The sequence below is a fragment of the Anaeromassilibacillus senegalensis genome (genome assembly GCF_001261775.1).
GTDB lineage: Bacteria > Bacillota > Clostridia > Oscillospirales > Acutalibacteraceae > Anaeromassilibacillus > Anaeromassilibacillus senegalensis.
In genome coordinates this window covers 284,005-303,877 of the sequence record NZ_LN868536.1, presented here as the reverse complement: position 1 = coordinate 303,877, position 19,873 = coordinate 284,005, and the positions used below count along the sequence as shown (strand labels likewise).

The window sequence follows — 19,873 nt, the reverse complement described above, 5'->3', positions numbered from 1 at the left end:
TCTCCATTATATAGCGCGGGCCGCACAAATGCAAGTTTCCCCCGACGGACCCGATTAAACGAGGACACGGTGAATGATCTCCGCGCGCAGGCTTTCCCGCTGCGACTGTGTAAGCCTCCTGCCGCATGCCAGCGTCAGGGTGGCGGGCTGTAGCTCCATCAACAGGGCGTCCAGCTTTTCATAGGCCACGCCGGAGAGCAGGCCCGTCGCCACGCCAAAACGTACGCTGTACAGCAGACTCGCCATTTCCTGATTGCTGATCATTCGCGCATTCTGCAAAACCCCCAGCGCGCGGCTAACCGCGTCCTGTACCTCCAGCTTTTCCGCCAGTGTCAGGCGGGCAGTGCGCTCCTGCACCAGCAGCTGCTGAGCAATGCTCTTCAGGTTCCGCAGGGCGTCCTCCTCGGAAAGCCCCAGCGTCAGCCGGTTGGAAAGCAGGTACCGCGCGGTCCCCTCGCTCTCCTGCTCTGTATCGAACGGTTCCTCCTCCAGGGACAGGCCCAGTTTGGCGAGACCCGCCGCGATGCGGCCCAGGGAACCGTTCTCGTGTAGCGCCGGCAGATGCAGCAACAGGGAAGCCCGCATTCCCGTCCCAAGATTCTGCGGGTCCTGCGTCAGATAGCCCAGCTTCGTGTCAAAAGCAAAGTGCAGCGCCTTATCGAGAATGGTGTCCATCCGGTCGGCCTCCGCATAGGCATTTTCCAGATCCAGGCCCGCGTGGAACACCTGAATGCGCAAATGGTCCTCATCGTTTACTACCAGGGAAACCGCTTCATCCTGCGTAAACAACAGACCGCCCTGCCGGCTCGCCGGAAAATCCGGGCGTACCAGACGGCGTTCTGCAAGGGAAAGCCCCTCCATACGGGCAATTTCTTCCATGCTCTGGTAGGCGAACTGGTGGCCGACCGCCGTGTTCTCATCGGTGGCAGCTTCAAAAACCATCTGTTCAATCTGGCGGCGGCCCGCGGCGTTCATCCGCTGCGGATAGGGATAGCCCGGCAGGCTGCGCGCCAGGCGGATGCGCGTACTGATTACGACGTCTTCCTGCTCCCCGCCCTGCTCGTACCATTTATTCATCGGCATCTTCCCCTCCTTCCAGCGCTTTGATTTGATCGCGCAGCGCGGCGGCATACTCAAAGTTCTGGGTATTGATCGCCTCGCGCAATGCGCGGCGCTTCACCATCAGCTGGCTGCCCTGCCGGGGCTGAGGCAGATTTGCCCCGGGAACTTTGCCGCAATGGACAACTTCCCCATGGATACGCTGGATCATCGGGGCCAGCCGCTCATAGAAGGTGTGGTAACATTCGGCGCAGCCTGCATGGCCGCCGCGGACAATATCGTCAAACGACGCGCCGCATACAGGGCAGTGGATGTCCACTACCACGCGCACATGCGCCGGGACGGATTTCCGTCCGCTTTCGGGATGTATCGGTGCCATAGGCCCATTCCTCCATTCTGTTCAAGCGAACGCCATTCGCTCAGAAATTGTTTTCGCATTTTCTATCTATATACAAACTGCCGGTTCAATATATCCGTGCCGCGCCGGATCCACTGCAAAGCGCTTTCAAAAAATTCGTTGTAACACCTTTTGCCTCCTCGCAATATACTATATTGTAAATCAAAAAAGGAGGCAAACAATTATGTGTAACAATTTCTTAGGTGGCTGCGGCGGCGGTTGTTCTTGGATCATCATCCTCATCATCATCCTTCTGTTCTGTGGCTGTGGTAACGAAGGCGGCTGCGGCTGTGGCAACAATTGTGGCTGCGACAACGGCTGTGGCTGTGGCAACGGCTGCTGCTAATCTCCGCAACGAAAAGGGGCTGCATCAAGCGCAGCCCCTTTTCCTTTTCCCATCGTCCGGACAAGCCTTCCGTTATTCCTGCCGCGCCTTGGCCTCTGTCAGCGCACGTGCAAGCTGATCCGGACAAGAGGTCGGCTTGAACCCACACTGAATTCCTTTACAGCGTTCGATGACATCATCCACTTTCATTCCTGCAATCAGCGACGAAATGCCCTTGAGGTTCCCATTGCAGCCGCCGACAAACTGGACAGACTTGACAATCTCCCCATCGAGCTCCAGATGAATCTCCGAGGAACAAACGCCGCGTGTTTTGTATGTATATTGCATTCTGTCAACTCCCAGAAAAATTTATAATGGATTGCGCCGGATCCGCTCTCTCAATTGTTCCAGCGAATCTTCCGGCGTTGTACACGAGCCAATCGGATGCGGAAGTTTGCTGTACATTCCATGAAAATCTGTCCCCCCGGTTTTCAGCAAATCGTATTGCTCCGCGATTTGCCGGATCCGCGCTTCGTCTTCCTCCGTATGGCGCGTATGCCAGACCTCCACACCTTCTATTTCGCGGTCCTGCGCAAGCTGCTCCAGCAAATCGAAGCTGTCATACACAGGCGGATGCGCCAGCATGGCAAGTCCGCCCGCCGCATGGATCTGCCGGATGACGTCGTGTACGTCCGGATACTCCGTTTTGCAGTACGCCAAACCGGTTCGCGGACGAAACAACTTCTGATAAACGGTTCCATAAAAGCTGTCCGCGTATCCCGCGTCGATCAATGCGTGCATGATATGCTGTTTAAATAAATTGGTACTTCCGTGGGCACGGTGCACCACCATTTCCTGTGAAATGGGATAAATGCGCATCACCTTTTGCAGAGACATCTGCACCGACCGCCGGCGGCTCTCCCCGATCTTTCGGCAGAGGCCTTCCAGCCGGTTCATATGTGCGCAGCCATAGCACAGGATATGCGCTTTGCGTCCCGTCGCGGGGTCGACGCAGGAGAATTCCGCGCCGGGAAGCACCTCTACCCCATGCCGTTCGCCGTAAATTTTGGCGCGCACCGCGCCGGAAAAGGTATCGTGATCCGTCACCGCAATCGTGGAAACGCCTTTCTGTTTCGCCAGCAGGACCAATTCCTCAATGCTCACGGACCCATCGGACATTTTTGTATGGCAATGCAAATCTGCCGCCATCCTATCACCTCATTTGAATCCGCTCATTCCCTGATAGATCCATTATAATACAAATCGCATTGCAAAACAAGCAAAGGCGCCGCGGGATTTTACACCTCCGGCGGCTGATACAGAAACTTTTCTGGCAGGAAGGTCTTTCGATCGATGAACCAGAGGATCAGGTCCAACAGCCAGAATGCGATGGAAAAGCCCGTCAGCCCCCACGCATCGACGCGGAAAAAGCCCGCGAACTGTCCAATGTACAGCAGGATCAGCGGGAGTGCCGCATATGCCACCATTTGGAACGATTCCAACCGGTTGCTGCTCCGGTTGAAGCTGAATACCATGAACAGCACGCCGAACACCGTCAGGCTCGGCGCCAGCAAAAAGATAATGGCCAGCCATTCCCAGTTGACAAAGAACGGCAAGCCCAGCATGACATCCCCGACCGAAACGACAATGGTCAGCGCCGCAAACGATATGGCAGAGCATAAAAAGGAAAGAAACATGCAGCCGCTCAGCTTGGCGCGGAAAATCTGCCGCACCCGCAGCGGGGTCAGCAGCAGGGTCTCAATGGTGCTGCGCTCCTTCTCCCCAACAAAAATGCAGGAGGCAGAGACGGCGGACGCCGTCAGCGGGATGATCAGATAAAACAGCGGGAACAGCAGGTTGGTCAGAATGTGGTAGATTCCCTGCTGCAAGTTGTAGCCAGACGCGCTTTCCGGCAGGAGGGTCAGCATCTTCTCAACGCCTTCCGCCTGTTCCATGGGCACCAGGCGGACCATTGCGAGGAAAAGCGACGGCAGTACGATCACCAGCAGCACCGGCACCGCAATCAGCGTGGCGCGCGCCATTTTGGAGTTCCAGATTTCAATCAGGTCTTTTTTGATCAGCGCATGTTCAGACGGCGTCATCCTGCTTCTCCTCCTTTCGGCTGCGTCCCGCATAGACTTGATAGACTTCCTCCAATGTCGGCTGCACCAGACGCGCTTCCAACACTTCATGGCCCTGTTCCATCATACCGCGCAGCAACCCGGGCATCTCATCCTCATCCCGAAGCTCCACGCGCCACCAGCTGCCGCGCTGCCGCAGGGAGGAGGCCGTGGTTTCATCCAGTTTGAATTGCTCCAGCGTATCCCCGTCTTTCAGGCGGAATTCCGCGTGGACGCGGCAGCCCGCCGTCTCGCACAGCGTCTGAAAATCCCCGGAAGCAATCAGTTCCCCTTCCCGCAGGATTCCAAAATCCGTGCAGACGTGCTGGGCATAGTAGAGCTGGCGCGTACAGAGAAGCACCGTGGTATCCGACCGCTCCGCATAGCGGGAAACAAGCGCGTTGACAGCCTTGGCGCTCTCGTAATCCAAGCCGCTGGTCGGTTCGTCCAGCAGAAGAACGCTGGGATAGTGCACCAGCGCCCTGGCCAAAGACAATTTTTGCAGCATCCCCGTGGAGTACCGGTGGACGGGCAGATCGCGCGCATCCCAGAGCTCCAGCTCCTTCATCAGCTCTGAAGCGCGCCGGGAGGCGTCCTTCTCCCGCAAGCCCGCGGCCTCCGCAAAAAAGACCAGGTTCTGTTCCCCTGTCATATGTGCGTACGGCTTGGCACTGTCGACCATCACGCCGCAGCGCTGGTGCACGCCGACGGGATTTTCCGCCGGGGACACCCCCAGAATGCTGCAAGTCCCATCACTGGGCTTTGTCAGGCCGGAGAGCAGCCGGACAACCGTGGTTTTTCCCGCGCCGTCCGTTCCCAGCAGGCCGAACACACCGCCCTGCGGAATCTGTAAATTTAAATGTTTAACCGCTTCCACGGTTCCATAGGTTTTCGATAATTGCACCGCAGTGACCGCATCCAAAACGCAGTCCCCCTTTCGGTTCTTGGTTCATGATATAAAAGAACAGGGGCGTACAACACGCCCCCATTCCAACGGGGTTCTTCCGCAAAGAGCCCCTCTATCAATTTCCCCTCAAGCAGCCGGAATTATCCGGCAAATGTTTTGGAATCTTTTTTAATCAACCAACATTGTGCGGCACGTGCATATTGATATTGGAGAAGTCGTGCAGCGTCTCGATGTTCTCCTTGATTCCGCGTTTGTCCGCCGTTGCCAACAGCTTGGTGCGGTTTTTGAGCACCTTCTGCACGGTCTCAACGCCGGCGGGGCCTGCCACACAGCCGCCCTCGCACGCCATGCCTTCCACGATATCCTCCGGCAGACGTCCCGCGTTCAGAATCATCAGCGCCTTCTTACATTCCACCGCGCCGTTGCACTTGACACAGCTGAACGGAAGCTCAAAGTTTTCGTCATCCAGCACCTGCGCGACAGACGCCGCAACGCCGCCGCTCTGCGCAAAGTTCTTGCCGGGACGGCTGCCGTCCTGCTCGTTCTCCGCCTCGTCCAGCACATTGATGTGCTTCGCGGAGAAGAGCGCCGCAAGCTCTTCAAACGTGATCACATAGTCAGCGGTATCCGCCACCTTCTTGGCCTCCAGCTTCTTCGCGATGCACGGGCCGATAAATACCACTTTGCTGCCCGGCTTATTTGCCCGGATATAACGGGAAACCAGCGTCATCGGAGAGCCAGTGGTGGAGATGTTCGGGATCAGCTTCGGGAAATGCTTTTCAATCATTTCCACAAACGCCGGGCAGCAGGAGGTGGTCATTTTCTGCTTGTTCTCCAGCGCTTCCTTCAGTTCCTGCGCCTCATGCCAGGCGGTGGCATCCGCACCGAGAGATACCTCGTATACCTCCGCAAAGCCCAATTTTTTAATCGCCGCCTTGAGCTGGCCAACGTTTGCATTGCCAAAATGGCCTTCAATCGCGGGTGCGAACGTCGCAATAACCGTCTCGCCGCCCTTGATGTCGTTGATAACATTGACAATATTGGAACGGTCTGTAATTGCACCGAACGGACAGCCCACCACACACGCGCCGCAGCTGATGCAGCGGGTATAGTCGATGGACGCGCGATTGTACGCATCCTTGCTGATTGCGTTGACGGGACACGCGCGGATACACGGGCGCATGGTATCGGAAATGGCGTTGTACGGACAGGCCGCCGCGCAGCGTCCGCACTCTTTACATTTTGCCGGGTCGATATACGCACCCTTACCGGTGATGGAAATCGCGCCGAACGGGCAGGCCGCCTGGCACTTTTTCGCCAGGCACTTCTGGCAGTTGTCCGTCACCGTAAAGCGGCTGATGGGGCAGCCCTCGCAGGCCGCGGGCAAAACGCCCACGATGCCCGCATCCGCCTGCTCCGGCAGGTTGACGCCGCGCGCGGAGGTGATGCGCTCGCGGATGATCTCCCGCTCCCGGTAGATGCAGCAGCGGAACGTCGGTACCGGCCCGGGGATGATGTCATACGGTATTTCATCGATGTGCTTTTCCAAGGTCCCCTCAAACGTATATCCTGCCACCTTTTTCAGCACTTCAAATTTTAATTGTTTTGCGTCATTATCGTATTGCATGTTTTATCCTCGCTTTTTGAAATTGCACCTGACTAGCCGTTTTACCGCTGGCGCATTCGCGGCAGAACGCCATTCTCCACACTTTGCATATTATTTAACAATCTTCCTCACCATCTTAAATCATTCCGCGCCTCATGGCAAGGGGATTCCCGCAATTTCGTGATTAATAATAAAGTTTCTCGACGTTTTTCCCCATTTTCTCTACCAAAACACAGAGTTCGTCGATCAACTTCATCTTAATGCTCAGGTCGGAGGGCAGGCCGGGGTTCTGGTGCGCCGGGTTAATGGCACGGCCGATGAACACGCGCAGGTCCGTACATTCCTCCAAAAGCATTTTGGCGATCATAGACGCGCCGTTTTCCTCATCTAATTTGCGGAAATAGAAAGAGTCCGCTTCTTTGTTAAGATAATCACGAAGTATGTCCACCGTACGGCTCAAGGTGAGCACGCCCTCTGTCACCAGGTCCACGCCCTCGATCTTTCCGGTGGGCGGAATGGTCGGGTCAACGTAGTTAATGGAGGTCTCTATTTTGCGGTTGAGCACGCGCGCAACGATGTTGGCGCTGGTGCCGCCGCAGACCACCTTTTTGCCGTAAGAGGTGATATAATCATGCACCATGCGGTTGTCATCCTCTTTATTGACCGGCGGGCCGGAGAGGATATTCACCATGCGCTTGGGCGAGATGCGCAGGATCAAATCCGTAGAATCGTCGCCCGGCCTGTCGAGGTACAGCTCGCGGACCGCCTCGGAGAGCGACACCGCCAAACGCGGCGCGGAATTCTCCTTCAGGGTGGTCTTCGCCAGCCAGGAGGAAACATTGTCCCAGTTCCAGCCGAAGTTGAGCGCCTGGCCCACTCCGGCGTAAATGACGCCGTCGCTCACCAGGGCGAGCACGTCGCCCGGACGCACGGAGAACTGACACTCTGTCACATGCTTGCCGCCGTACTCCTTGAGCTCGCTCTGGCGCTCCAGGTCGATGACCTTGCCGTTGCGCACAAAGATACAGGGCGGATTGTCGAATTCCACCAGGTGGGCTTCGCCGCTGTCAAAAATCTGCAACACGCTGAATGTGGAGTACGCCAGCTTGCGCACGTTGCAGACGGGCAGCGTTTTTGCAATGGTTTCCACCACCTCCGCGATGGTGGACCCCTCCTTCATCATGGTGGACACGATGGTGCTGGTCAGCGTGGAGAGGATATTCGCCTTTACGCCGCTGCCCAGGCCGTCCGCCAATACTGCAATGGTGGAATCGGGGGTGCGAACTATTTTAACTTTATCGCCGCAAAGCTCTTCGCCGTATTTGTTGAGGCTCCGGTATGCGGCATCCACATGCATTTTCATTCAATCATTCCTTTTCAGAGAAGATTACGCATCGGACGTTTGCAGAATCTTCGCGCTCTCAATTGTCGTTCTCGTCAAATACGATCATATTCTTCAGCTTTGTCAGCGTGGTTTTTGTTTCCGCCGTGGTCTCGCCCAGCAGGCTTGCGATCTGCTGCGCCGCAATCATCTGCTTGTCAATGACCTTCTGCGCCATCTCCATGGTTTCCGCGCGCAGCTTATATTGGTTTTCAATGTTGGTTTCTTCCTTGGTGATATCGCGGAAGATTGCCATTGCGACGTTTTCCTTCGCAATGTAGACGATGGTTTCTTCCACAATGATGCCGTATTCCTTATATGTAATCTTCTTATCGCTGATGGACTGCTTGCTGTCGAACACAAACTGGAAGTCGGAAGTGTCGATCAGCTCATACAGGCACTTCTGCAGCGCCTCGTGGCGGGAGATGTGGAACGCGCGCTCCGCCGCGGTATTGAATTCAATGATGTTCATGTCGCTGTCCACAATGATGGTGATGTTCGGGGTCTCCGTCAGCACGCAGTTGCTCAGGGATTCGGCGCGCTCCTTCATGTACGGCATGCACATGTGCAGTTCCGCCTTGCCCTGGTAAACGGCAATCGCCTTGTCGCGGCAGGTGGGATAGCCGCAGGAACCGCAGTTCAGCTCGTCGTCCAGCGTCACCTTGCCGATCTTCGCCAGGATCGCATGGATCGTATCTTCATCCGGGATATCCTCCTTGCTGGAACGGTCCACAAACTGCATGGTCATCGGGATCTGTTCCGGCATATTGGGATATTCGTCCGCATCGGCATACGCGTAATCCTGAATCCGCACACGGGAAGCAAAGCGGGAAACGGTATCTGTGCCGGAACCCGGGCCGTTAATGCAGCCGTCGCGGCACATGTTGATTTCAATAAAGCAGTGATCCAGCTCCCCGCGCTCCATTGCACGGCAGAGGTCGATGCACGCGCCGGAACCGGACACGCTCAGCATCTTCCAGTCGCCGGTGTCCTCCATTGCGGACAGGGATGCAAGGATGCCGTCTGCAATCGGGTACATGCGCAGGATTTTGGAGCTTGCGTTGAGGAAAGAGGACGGCTCCGCCTTGGCAAACGCCACATGCTCTTCCTTCATCCACTCCTGCAGTTCCTCAAAGGTCAGGACCGCGTCCACCTCGTTGTTGTGACGGATGTCCGCCGCCTCGTCCTTTTTGGCGATGCAGGGGCCGGCAAACACGACGCGCGTATTCGGGCCATAGCTCTGCTTGAGCAGGCGCGCGTGGGCGACCATCGGGGAAATCACAGGCGCCATCTGGTCCACCAGCGTGGGATAGTACAGCTCGACCAAGCGATTGACGGACGGGCAGCAGGTGGAAATGATGTTCTTCATCTGGTTTTCCTTCATCAGGCGGTGGTACTCCGCCGTGACGTACGCCGCGCCCTCGGAGGTTTCCGAAACGCCGTAGAAGCCCAGCGCCTTCATTGCGCCGGCGAACTGCTTGGCGTCCTCAAAATCAAAGCAGCCAAAATAAGAGGGCGCCGCCGAAAGAATCACGCGGTCTCCGCTCTTCAGCATCTTTTTGACCAGCTCCACATCGCTGGCAACGGTCTTCGCGTTCTGCGGGCACTGCTCCAGGCAGGTGCCGCACAGGATGCAGTCGCGGTCAATAATCTTTGCCTGTTCGTTCTCCACCTTGATGGATTTGACCGGGCAGACTTTGACGCATTTATAGCAGTTTTTGCAGTTTGCTTTTTGTAAACCGATAATACTCATTTGTCATCACCTATCCTAGTTTCGGGAGATTCCCTGTTATTTGCCGGGTAAAGATTATTTTTGCAGGCGTTTCATGACCTCTCCGTTAAAGAATGCCTCCGTCTCCAAGGGAGTCACTTTAAAGCGTTCCCCATCGACGCAGACGCAGACGCCGTTGTTGGTGCATTCGCCCATGCAGAAGGAACCTTTCAGGTCAATCTGATCCTCCAAATGGTTCATGGAAACCAGCCTTTGCAGAATGCTGATTACATCGCGGGAACCTTTCAGGTGACACGAGCTGCCGATACATACCGTTATTTCCATACTCTCATTTCCTCCTAGGGCCATGCCCCTGCTGCTAGTTTTCTTCCGTGCGATTTGACAATTTTTTAACACAAGAGAAACAAACCGCACAATTTGGCTATATTATAACATTTCGGACCGTTTCTGACAAGGGAATTTATGCGGATTTTCAACACTGGTACGATTTTCCGCAGTTTGACAAAAAAAAGGACGCGCCCTTTCGGACGCGCCCCCGCAGATGCCGCATTTACTTTACATCGACGTATTCATATTCCGCATCTTCGTCTTCCTCACCCGCCGTCTCAGCTTCCTCCGGCTCCGTTCCGCCGGCCAAAAGCTCCAACAGGCGCAGCGCCTGCCGGTTGGTTTCTTCCCGGTCGTTGACAATCTGCGCGACAGCCTCGGCCTTCAGCCGGGCTGCTTCACCCTCCGATCCCTGCTGCGGGATCTTTTCAATCGTCATCAGGGCGTCCTTGAGATAAGCTGTATCGTTTAAAATGCGGTCGATTCGTTCCAAAATGTCCTGTGTACCTGCTTTATATTCCGCCATGGTTGGTTCCTCCAATCGTTTCGGCGGACACGCCAGACAGATCCGATCGGGACCGACGAAGCGTGCCCTGCCCTTTTTGACGAGCTGTTTCGCCCGCCGTGGATAGGTCGCTTCATACGTGTTTCCCAGCCCGTCCGTCACAAGAATGCTTCCTGCCATGGGTCTTCATCCCCTCTGCAACAGTCTGGAAACCTGCGCCTGCTGTTTTTTGTGATGGGTGCCGTCCCCTGTGCGCATCTACAGTATAATCGATTTTGCAAAAATTTGCAAGAAAGTTCCATCCCCTTTCCCGTTGGCCCCGCCTTCTGCCCGGCGTCGGACACGGAATCTGGGTAAAATTTCCTCACATGGTGGTAAAAACGTTGACAGGCAATCATCTTCGCGATATGCTTAAATTGTTCATACTACGTTCCGGAGGGATGCTTTTTATGAGACGGTTTGCTCCGGCAGACGCGGCTTCCGGCGGGTTCAGCCGTATAAAAAAAGCTCTGCTGCTATGCGCCGCCGCAATTGTTCTTTTGGCCGCCGCCTATCTTTGGTACTCCCGCCCGCTGCGGCCGGCGGACCTGACCAGCGGCAGCGAGGTGTCGGCAGTCGGTATCTCCTGCGACGTGGTCACCTTCACTTCCACTGTCACCTCCGATTGCGGCAGCATCTTTACACGCGATACGGAACAAATCCAGGCAGCTATAAACCTGTTGGAAGACTTTCCGGTAAACCGCAGGATCGACTGGATGGGACTGTTGACCGGCGGCGCCTCCAACCATCCCGTGGAGGGCGATTCGGTGACAAATGTCCGCATTTCCCTGCATTACAAAACAGACGATACCTGGAAATGCATCGACTACGACATCTCTTCACAGGGAAGAATGTCTCTTCTGGATTCCGACGGAAATACGATTTCCTGCACGGTCAGCAAGGACCGAACCGCCAGCCTCTTTCAGACGCTGCGGCAGTTTTACAACCAGAACCGGGAACATCCGCTCTGGAAAGACCATTGACTGTGTGATACAACCGGAAACGGCGGCACAATTGGCGGAATGCGTAAAAACAGCTAAATAGAGCGCCTCCCCTGCCTTCGGCGGGGGAGGCGCTCTTACGTTGCCAATCTATTGCAGAAAACCTGCACTGTGTTTACTCCAGATTCAGCTTACGCTTCAGCATCATGCGGGTGATGATATAGAATGCGACTGAAAACACAATGGAAAGTATGATGCCAAACAATAGCATCCCCTGGAAAAACTCCGCATACTGCACCGGAGTCGGCCCCCCTTTTTGCGCGGAGATCGTGACCAGCCAGTTGCTGGTAAAGGGAAGCGCGAGGGAACCTACGATCTGCGACACCACATTAAAGCCCAGGTACACACCGAGTCCCAACAGAATTTTATGCCGGGAGCTGGTACAGCCGATCACAATGGAGGCGTAAAGCTGCAAAATGCCGCTGACCAGGCCAAACAAAAAGGTGGTGCCAAACAAAATGACCAGCCAGGTAAGATTGACCTGGTTTTCCGCGGCTGTCTGCCAGAGCCTTCCCAACTCTTCAATGAACAGCTGAAGGGTTTTCCCGTCCATAAATAATCCCAGGAAGGATAGCATGGCGATCGCCGTGCTGAAAATATTCCAGACAAACGCCACGATCAGCTTGCTGAGAATCAGCTGGTCCTGTGTGACAGGCAGCGTGAACATCAGATAGCCTTCGTCCGTCATCAGGTTTTTATAGAAGCGCTGCACGGTGACGCCCAGCGTCAATACCAGGACAATGACAACCGCAAGCACGTACAAAATCATCAGGATGGTCTGTGGAATCATTCTCTGCGGAGAATATTCCAATCCGGCATTCATTTGCATAAAGACGCGGTTCACGACGGTGAACAGAAACAGCATGATAAAGAAAGGCAGATAGATGCGTGCCGTTGCCTTGAATTCATGCTTGATCAGTTTTCCTAACATTTGAACACCTCCCGGAACAGTGCATCCACACTCTTATCCTGTTTCTCTCGGATGTCATCCACCGAGGCCTTCAGCACAATGCCGCCCTGATTGATGAATATGACGTCGTCCAGAACCTTTTCCACATCGGAGATAAGATGTGTGGAAATCAACACGGTCGCGTTTTCGTTGTAGTTGCCGATGATGGTGTCCAGGATAAAATCGCGTGCCGCCGGGTCCACGCCGCCGATGGGCTCGTCGAGCAGGTACAGCTCCGCTTCCCGGCTCATGACCAGAATCAGCTGCACCTTTTCCTTGGTGCCCTTGCTCATGGTCTTGATGCGGAGCTTTGGATTGATGGCCAAGCGCTTGAACATGCCGAACGCCTTTTCCTTGTTAAAATCCGCATAAAAGTCCGCAAACAGGTCTGTCATATCCTGTACCGTCATCCATTCTGTCAGATAGGTGCGTTCCGGCAGATACGAAACCACCTTTTTGGATTCCACGCCGGGCGCTTTTCCGTTGATCAGGATTTCGCCCTGCGTGGGAGTTAGCAGGCCGTTCGCCAGCTTCATCAGGGTGCTTTTGCCGCTGCCGTTCGGCCCCAAAAGGCCGATGATGCGTCCCTTGGGGATTTCCAGGTCCACCCCATTGAGCGCCATGCAGTTGGGAAACAGCTTCACCAAATTCCGGCACTCTAAAATGTTGTCCATTACGATTCCTCCTCTGTCGATTGCAATAAGTCCACTGTTTGCTTTCGGTCATACCCCAATCGGCTCATTTTCTCCAAAAATTCATTGACCTGCTCCACCGCAAGGTTTCGTTTTGTCTCCATGATCTTACTCACATCTTCCGTCACGAATCTTCCGCTGGTCCGCTGTGCAAACAGCAGTCCATCCGTTTCCAACTGAGAGAGGGCGCGCTGCATGGTGTTTGGATTCACCGAAGCATCGGAGGCAAGGTCTCGCACGGAGGGCAGCTTTGACCCGGGCGGATACATCCCTGAGACAATCATGAGCTCAATTTGCTCGATCAGCTGCGCGTATATCGGCCTGTCTGATTTTAGATCCCATCCCATTGTTTCACCTCCGTTATTGTTTGTACTAATAACTTAATACAATAATACAGTCGTTTTGTGGAAATGTCAACCCCTTTTTTCAAAAAAGAGGCTGTGCGGAGAGGAAAAACCTCCTCCGCACAGCCTCTTTTATTTTGCAGCAACTGCCGCTATTTCGTTATTCAATCACAATAAGTTCATGCAGTTCCGGAGCGACGCCGTCCCACACAATCTGGAGTTCAACAATATCGCCCTCCGGCAGACGGTCGAACACGTTGAAGCTCCGCGACAGCGCGCCGATCTCTACAAAGTTCTGCTGGCCTGCCAAACGCACAAGTACACGCGCGTTGGACAGCGTGTTGGGGCTTTGCTGAATATTGATCTGCCGCAGGCTCTTTCCTTCAGACAAACGATACAGCAGCACGCCGTTGTCCGCCTTGGAGCTGTCCGGCAGGTAAGTCGTGCTCAGATCACCGTCCGTCAGGTTGGACGCCGCGTGGCCCTGCTTTTCAACCGGGTCGCTGATAAAGGTGGGGTTGTTCTCCTGCGGGATATATGCCCCGCCGTTGAGGACGATTTCGTTTAAGCGCACCCATTTGTCGCTCGGGCCGGGGCCGGAAGTCAGGTTGACCTTCAGATACCGGACATCCTTGTCGATGCCGGTCTGCGTCAACGTATTATAGGAAATTTCATGTGCCGGAAATACATCCTGCAATGTAACGTCCGTCCTGCCGTCGCCGATGGTCAGGATTTTCTCCCAATTGGCGTTGTCCAAAGAGACGTATACGTCCGCGTTGCGCGGGAAGTCCCATTCGCCGTCACTCAGAACAAACTTGAGGGAATCCAGATGGATCACCTGGCCCAGGTCGTAGGTGAAGTAGCGGCCGTTTGCCTGGCTTCCCTTAAACTGCGTCTGTGTGGTCCAGTCGCCGTCAAACAAATTTTTCGCGTCGCCGCCAAGCGAACCGATGGTATTGGCTGCGAGTGAAATCGGTGCAATTTCGTTGGATGCAACCGTTAACGCGTCCAGATTACATACAACAGCTTCCGCGCCGCGGTTGATCAGCCGGACATAACGCGCGGGCCGCGGATCGGCGGGATCAAACGCGCTCCATTCCTTTGTGTTCATGGAGGTTTCCAGCGTCAGTTTTTCCGCGCCGTCTGCCGTTACAACAATGGAAGAGAGATCGCGGATTCTGGGAAGTTTCATTCCTACATATTCGCCCGCTGCCAGTGTCGCGGTATCGCCGGAAAGCGTCGCGGTATCCGCCGCAATCTCCAGCGCCCAGTCTTTGAGGGCTTCCACGTTGGTGTAAACGCCGCTGCCGGTATCCTTCTGCGTCACCTCAAAGGTGCGGAACGCCGGCCATTTCGGATTGGCCTCGCCGTCTGCCTTGAGCGCGCCATCCTGGATAAAGCGGATGTATTTTGCGGTGATGTCCAGATTATTGAGCTGGATATTTGTCTGATACGGGCCGTATGTCTGGCCGTTATTCAGGTCGGTCCAGGTCTGGCCGTCCATGGAATACTGGAATTTTCCGTAATGGAACGCATCCTTCGGCTTCCCGTTGGTGCCCTGCACCACGCGCACGCCGGTGATCTGCGCGGGCTTGCTGAACTGCAAACCGACATAGTCGCCCTGATTGATATACCGGTTGATCCACGCGTGGGTGCTATCGTTGCCGTCCACGATGTTATTCAGGCTGCCTTCATAGATATTTCCAGCGGTGAAATTGGTGTATAGGCTGGATTTTACGGTATCCCCTTCCACGGGGGCAACGATCTCCTTGACCGGCTCGGACAGCTGCCGCGACAAGGTGGTCGCAAAGGGAATCAAACGCTTTGAACCGGCTTCTACCAGTTGAACGGCGTCCTTATTTTTTACCGGGAAGGTCTTGGAAAGCGCAAACTGTGCAGTTCCCTCCGAATAATGCGCCCAAACCGCGTCATTATTGTGCTCTTCCAGTGCAATCGCGGTCTGGATCAGCTCTTTATTGGCCCTGCTGAGCGCCTGCAAAGAGAGACGCCACGGCTCCATTTCGTCTTTCAAATCCTCATTTTTTGACTTTTCCGGGAAAGCCTCTGTCGCTTCAATGATCTGATCAAACTTCGCGACCAGCTCGGTCCCGATTTCCTTAATGGATTCGCCCGCCGCATATTTCGTTTTAAAGGATTCCAGCTTCGGGTTCAGCTCCACAGATTCCGGCAGGCTTAGTCCATGGCCATTCGGCGTTGGATCCTGCAGGTGCTTTGCCATTGTATGCAGTTCTTCCGCCGCGTCCGGCTCAATGTATTTAAAGCAATCTTCCCAGCTCTTATCCTTGTTAAACGCGCCGATGTTCCACGTATAGTCCGCCACGGCAAAGAGGGCCGTCTTGCTGCATTCGGCCTGCTGCATCGGGTTGCTGACAATTCCTTCAAAGCCGGTGACGTTTTTACCCATCACTTCGCCCGGTCCCATCAGCAGACGGACCTTATTGATATCGTTGACCGGCCAGTTCAGCCACATCAGGGCTTCTCTGCCGGTATGCTGTGTAAAGTAGTCAAACGTTCCCTGGTTGACCCAGCCGCAAACGCCGTCGCCCGTCCAGAAGATATGCACATCCTCCGGCATGGTGCGCCATGTTTGCAGATCCGCCACATTGGCCCAGCCCTTATTATAGCCCGGCGGGCAAAACAGCAGGTCTTCCACGTCTTCTTTTTCCTTAACCCATTGATCCAGGTCCGTCATCAAACGGACCATATTCGTTGAGCTGAGTGCGCCGGCATCGTCGGCCAGCACGCCGAACTGACGCACGCCCACGTCGTAGAGCTGCTGGAACTTCGTCTTAATCACCTGAAGATCATGTTCATAGTTGGCGCCAAAGTTGATGCCCTGGTTCATAAACGGGTGGATGGTCCAGACAAACCGGCATTTGGAATCGATACCCGTCTGCACCATGTCCGCGATTTCGTCCAGCTTATCCTGGGGATACAGAGTCCGCCAATGTTCATTATGGTACGGGTCGTCCTTTGGCGCAAATACATAGGTGGTCATTTTAAATTCGCCACCGAAGCGCATCAGGGATTTGCGGTCTTCATTGCTCCAGGGCAGGCCATAATAACCTTCAATAAAGCCGCGATACTCTGAATCCGAGTAGTCACAGATCGTCAAATTGCGAATGTTCCGGTCCTGCGTCTGCTCCAGAATGTGTTTCAGCGTGGTCGCGCCATAAAACGCGGCGTCCGTGTCCTTGCCCAAAATGGAAATCATACCGTCCAGCGCAGAGAGAATATACGAATCCATTTTGTCAAACAGCCCCTCTTCCTTCAGGCTGTTCTGTTCCGTGTAGGCGTCCGCCGCGCTGCCGTCTCCGTTCATGCCGATCAGCAGAGTGCTTCTGCCCTCCACAGGCTGCTCCGCATCCACCGCCTGGATATCCTGCGCGGCAAGCGCCTGCACCGCGCGGTTCTTGGTGGGCGCGTCGATTCCCTCGCCGCAGATCAGCGTGACCGTATCCGTCAGCTCAAATCCATCGTCCGCATAGACGACGCTGTGCGGCGTCGGGTAAAGCTCGTACGTGTCCGTGTTGGCCCGGGGCGGCGACTGGTTCTGCGCTGCAAACGCGGTGATCACAATGGAGACCAGCAGCGTCAGACACAGGAACGCTCCGAGCGAGGCCTGCAATCTTTTTTTCATGTTTTCTCCTTCTTCCTTCTCAAACTCTTTCCCGGTCATTTCGAACGATACGGGAAGCATATGGTCAGTTTTATTGTATAAATTCCCGGCGGGTTTGTCCATGGATTTTGCGCTATTTTTCCCGCCTGCGATTATTTTTCGAAAACAAGTTTTCACTCAAAAAAAGGTGGGCGAACCGAAGGGACTTCTTCGGACCGCTCACCTGTGCAATATAAGGTTGTATTACGCCTGTTGCAGTTCAAACCAGAACAATACGCCTGTGCCGGTATTCCGGACGCCATAGGTCATGCCGTGCAGCTCTAGGATATGCCTGGCAATGGCAAGTCCCAGGCCGGTTCCCCCTTTTGCGCGCTGCCGGGAAGCGTCCGCCTTGTAAAACACGTCCCATATCCGCTCCTGCTGCTCCTCCGGGATCGGCGCGCCGTCGTTTTCCACTTCACAGCGGACGGCGTGCCCCGCATGAAGCACACGGACGGAGATGGCTCCCCCTTGCGGCGTATGGCGGATGGCGTTGGAGAGGAAGTTGGAGAGTGCCTGCGCGATACGGCCCCTGTCCGCCGTTATCCGGCAGGCCGGCTCCAATTGCAGGGAAATCCGGACTTCCTTCTCCCCCGCGGCGGGCCGATACCGGTCCGCCTCCTCCCGCGCCAGCTCATCCAGGAGGAACGGCTCCATCCGCAGGTGGAAAGACTCCGACTCCATGCGGGACAGGTCAAGCATCTCCAGAACCAGTGCGTTCATCCGCTCCGTCTCATCCAGAATGACCGCCAGATACTGCGTGCGCTTCTCCACATGGATGTTCTCCTGTAAGCTTTCGCAGTAGCCGTGAATGATGCCGAGCGGTGTTTTCAGTTCATGCGCAATGGCGTTGGTCAACTCCCGCCGCTGTTTTTCCCGCTCCACCTGCCGGTCGTATTCGCCCTGTAAATGCCGGGACATGACGTTCAGGCTGTTCGCCAGCTCCGCAATTTCGTCGTCACGCCCCTTCTCGACCCGGTACTCCACGTCCCGCTTCCCGGAGGCCATCTCCAGCGCGGCACGGTTCAACCCCTCGATCGGCTGGGTAACAAATCGGGACAGTTCACTGGACAGCACGCTCATCAGGAAAACGGCGGCAAGCAGGCCGATCAGGTAGACGTACAGCAGTTGACGCACCGCGAGCCAGACCGGGTGGTAATCCGCCGCATACAGCAGCCGGTAGCCGTCGCCGTCACGGTAACCATCCGCATAATAAAGCTTTGCCGCGCCGAACTGTGACATCACCTGGAACGGCGCATCGGACGGAGAAAATTGCAAATAGCGGTTCAGGTTTTCGCGCCCTTTTTGGTAGGGCTGCGCTTCATCATAGTTCTCCACCCAGTGGAAATTTGGCATGTAAAACACGACGTCCCGATATTCCCGCAGCTCCAAACCGTCCACATGCTCCGGCTGAAATTCCTTGCGCCAGCTCTCCACACTGCCAACCCAATCGATCTCCAGGCTTTTGGGGATGATGCGGTTCCCATCCTCATAGCCCCGCACCGTGTTGACGGTTCGATCGTCCTTCCATTGTCCTCTGAAACGCTCTGTCTTTGCATTCCGCAGCAGGTCGGAAATCTCTTTCACATCCATATAATCATCCATAAAGAGATGTTTGACCGTCCCGTCCTCCGGATCGGAAAAGGAGATGGTTCCAAACCCGGCGCGCGCGACCGGATGCAGGGTCTCCCCATCCGACCAGCAGAGCACCGCGTCCGGATAGGCGCTGCGGTAGCTCTGTTTCCCGCAAAAGTCCGCCAGTATCCCGTTCAGCTCCACCCGATCCTCCACCGTGAGCTGATCCGGAGACTTGCCGTCCACAACCGCGCCGGCCTGACGGGACACGTCGTTCCAATCCAGCTCCAGCGCGCGTATCAGCTCGCCGCGGTGGGACGCGGCCAGAATCACCGTGACAAACAGCATAATCAGCAGATAAAAAATGCAGAAATGGATGGCCGTGCGCCGGTATACGCTGCGCCGCAGCCCGGTCATTTTATCGTACATGGTCCGTCCCCCCCTTCCGCTGTAAACGAGTACCCCACTTTGATCACCGTTTTGATGTAACCCGCCTTTTCACCCAAAGCGGCGCGCAGTTTCTTGATATGTGTATCCACCACGCGGTCCTCTCCAAAATAATCGAATCCCCACACCTTAGCCAGCAGCTGCTCCCGTGTCAGCACACAGTCCCGGTTCTCCATCAGTGCCGCCAGCAGCTCAAACTCCTTTGGTGCGAGGACGCACTCCGTCCCATCCGCCAGCACCTTGCGCGTCTTATAGTTGAGCGTCACGCCGCCCATGGAAAGCACCGCGCCGCCGCGCACCTGCCCCTTGGCGCGCCGGATCAACGACTGCGCCTTCGCGCAGAGCACCGCAAGGGAAAAGGGCTTTGTCACATAGTCGTCCGCTCCCAGCTCGTAGCCGAAGAGCTTGTCGTCCTCATCGCTGCGCGCTGTCAGAAAGACAATGGGCACCTCGCTGGTCTTCCGGATCCGGCGGCAGACAGAAAAACCGTCCAGCTCCGGCATCATGATGTCCAGCAGTACAATGTCAAACTCCGACTCCTCCAGTTTTTGCAGCGCTTCCACACCGTCCCGCGCGCCCGTCACCACAAACCCTTTTTCCCCAAAATAGTCGGCGATGATTTCCCGCATGCGCGGTTCGTCCTCCACGATCAGCAACCGGTCTGCCATTCCGCTCTCCCCTTTCTGTCTGTATTGTAGACGCGCCGTTTGTCCTCTCTGTGTCCTTTCGGGTTCTTTTATCATACGGGCTTGTATCCTGCCTGAATCGACAACGGGGCCGTTGCAGCT

Annotated in this window: 19 protein-coding genes; 2 read left to right on the top strand and 17 right to left on the bottom strand. The window is 55.5% G+C overall.

The window, feature by feature from the left end:
* Positions 1-54: 54 nt before the first annotated feature.
* Positions 55-1,083, bottom strand: a complete 1,029-nt coding sequence (locus tag BN2106_RS03750; RefSeq protein WP_242846241.1) for an ATP--guanido phosphotransferase — start codon at positions 1,081-1,083, stop codon at positions 55-57.
* Positions 1,070-1,438: a UvrB/UvrC motif-containing protein gene (locus BN2106_RS03745; protein WP_050697236.1), complete on the bottom strand. Its 369-nt coding sequence runs from the start codon at positions 1,436-1,438 to the stop codon at positions 1,070-1,072. The genes BN2106_RS03750 and BN2106_RS03745 overlap by 14 nt, the downstream gene beginning before the upstream one ends.
* A gap of 202 nt (positions 1,439-1,640) precedes the next feature.
* On the opposite strand from BN2106_RS03745, the gene BN2106_RS16435 reads away from it, so the two are divergent.
* Positions 1,641-1,802 (top strand): hypothetical protein, encoded by a 162-nt coding sequence (locus tag BN2106_RS16435; protein ID WP_195891775.1) that lies wholly within the window; start codon positions 1,641-1,643, stop codon positions 1,800-1,802.
* Between the two features lie 72 nt (positions 1,803-1,874).
* Here the strand turns inward: BN2106_RS16435 and BN2106_RS03740 are convergent, their stop codons facing one another.
* The 9 genes from BN2106_RS03740 to BN2106_RS03700 form a co-directional block, all read right to left on the bottom strand.
* Positions 1,875-2,129: a TIGR03905 family TSCPD domain-containing protein gene (locus BN2106_RS03740; protein WP_050697235.1), complete on the bottom strand. Its 255-nt coding sequence runs from the start codon at positions 2,127-2,129 to the stop codon at positions 1,875-1,877.
* Positions 2,130-2,150: 21 nt separating this feature from the next.
* Positions 2,151-2,990 (bottom strand): PHP domain-containing protein, encoded by an 840-nt coding sequence (locus tag BN2106_RS03735; RefSeq protein ID WP_050697234.1) that lies wholly within the window; start codon positions 2,988-2,990, stop codon positions 2,151-2,153.
* Positions 2,991-3,079: 89 nt separating this feature from the next.
* Complete coding sequence (locus tag BN2106_RS03730; protein WP_050697233.1) at positions 3,080-3,883, bottom strand: ABC transporter permease subunit; 804 nt, start codon at positions 3,881-3,883, stop codon at positions 3,080-3,082.
* The gene (locus tag BN2106_RS03725) at positions 3,870-4,823 is read right to left on the bottom strand and encodes an ABC transporter ATP-binding protein (RefSeq protein ID WP_050697232.1); all 954 of its coding nucleotides are present in this window, start codon (positions 4,821-4,823) and stop codon (positions 3,870-3,872) included. The genes BN2106_RS03730 and BN2106_RS03725 overlap by 14 nt, the downstream gene beginning before the upstream one ends.
* Before the next feature lie 157 nt (positions 4,824-4,980).
* Entirely contained in the window at positions 4,981-6,435 is a 1,455-nt protein-coding gene (locus BN2106_RS03720; protein WP_050697231.1) for a 4Fe-4S dicluster domain-containing protein, read from the bottom strand.
* Positions 6,436-6,598: 163 nt separating this feature from the next.
* Positions 6,599-7,777, bottom strand: a complete 1,179-nt coding sequence (locus BN2106_RS03715; protein WP_050697230.1) for a SpoIIE family protein phosphatase — start codon at positions 7,775-7,777, stop codon at positions 6,599-6,601.
* 58 nt (positions 7,778-7,835) lie between these two features.
* Positions 7,836-9,548 (bottom strand): [Fe-Fe] hydrogenase large subunit C-terminal domain-containing protein, encoded by a 1,713-nt coding sequence (locus BN2106_RS03710; RefSeq protein WP_050697229.1) that lies wholly within the window; start codon positions 9,546-9,548, stop codon positions 7,836-7,838.
* A gap of 54 nt (positions 9,549-9,602) precedes the next feature.
* Positions 9,603-9,851, bottom strand: a complete 249-nt coding sequence (locus tag BN2106_RS03705; RefSeq protein WP_050697228.1) for a (2Fe-2S) ferredoxin domain-containing protein — start codon at positions 9,849-9,851, stop codon at positions 9,603-9,605.
* Between the two features lie 226 nt (positions 9,852-10,077).
* Complete coding sequence (locus BN2106_RS03700; protein ID WP_050697227.1) at positions 10,078-10,539, bottom strand: hypothetical protein; 462 nt, start codon at positions 10,537-10,539, stop codon at positions 10,078-10,080.
* 269 nt (positions 10,540-10,808) lie between these two features.
* Here BN2106_RS03700 and BN2106_RS03695 point away from each other — a divergent pair, with 269 nt between their 5' ends.
* Complete coding sequence (locus BN2106_RS03695) at positions 10,809-11,381, top strand: hypothetical protein (RefSeq protein WP_050697226.1); 573 nt, start codon at positions 10,809-10,811, stop codon at positions 11,379-11,381.
* A 133-nt stretch (positions 11,382-11,514) separates the two neighbouring features.
* Here BN2106_RS03695 and BN2106_RS03690 read toward each other — a convergent pair whose 3' ends face one another.
* The 6 genes from BN2106_RS03690 to BN2106_RS03665 form a co-directional block, all read right to left on the bottom strand.
* Positions 11,515-12,330: a hypothetical protein gene (locus tag BN2106_RS03690; RefSeq protein ID WP_050697225.1), complete on the bottom strand. Its 816-nt coding sequence runs from the start codon at positions 12,328-12,330 to the stop codon at positions 11,515-11,517.
* Positions 12,324-13,022 (bottom strand): ABC transporter ATP-binding protein, encoded by a 699-nt coding sequence (locus BN2106_RS03685; protein WP_050697224.1) that lies wholly within the window; start codon positions 13,020-13,022, stop codon positions 12,324-12,326. The genes BN2106_RS03690 and BN2106_RS03685 overlap by 7 nt, the downstream gene beginning before the upstream one ends.
* Entirely contained in the window at positions 13,022-13,387 is a 366-nt protein-coding gene (locus BN2106_RS03680; protein ID WP_050697223.1) for a GntR family transcriptional regulator, read from the bottom strand. The genes BN2106_RS03685 and BN2106_RS03680 overlap by 1 nt, the downstream gene beginning before the upstream one ends.
* A gap of 157 nt (positions 13,388-13,544) precedes the next feature.
* Positions 13,545-17,045, bottom strand: coding sequence for a glycoside hydrolase family 84 protein (locus BN2106_RS03675; protein ID WP_195891774.1), 3,501 nt, complete (start codon positions 17,043-17,045; stop codon positions 13,545-13,547).
* 222 nt (positions 17,046-17,267) lie between these two features.
* Positions 17,268-19,067 carry a sensor histidine kinase gene (locus BN2106_RS03670; RefSeq protein ID WP_050697221.1) on the bottom strand — a complete coding sequence of 600 codons (1,800 nt, stop codon included), beginning with the start codon at positions 19,065-19,067 and terminating at the stop codon, positions 17,268-17,270.
* Positions 19,052-19,753 (bottom strand): response regulator transcription factor, encoded by a 702-nt coding sequence (locus tag BN2106_RS03665; RefSeq protein WP_050697220.1) that lies wholly within the window; start codon positions 19,751-19,753, stop codon positions 19,052-19,054. The genes BN2106_RS03670 and BN2106_RS03665 overlap by 16 nt, the downstream gene beginning before the upstream one ends.
* Between the last annotated feature and the right edge of the window lie 120 nt (positions 19,754-19,873).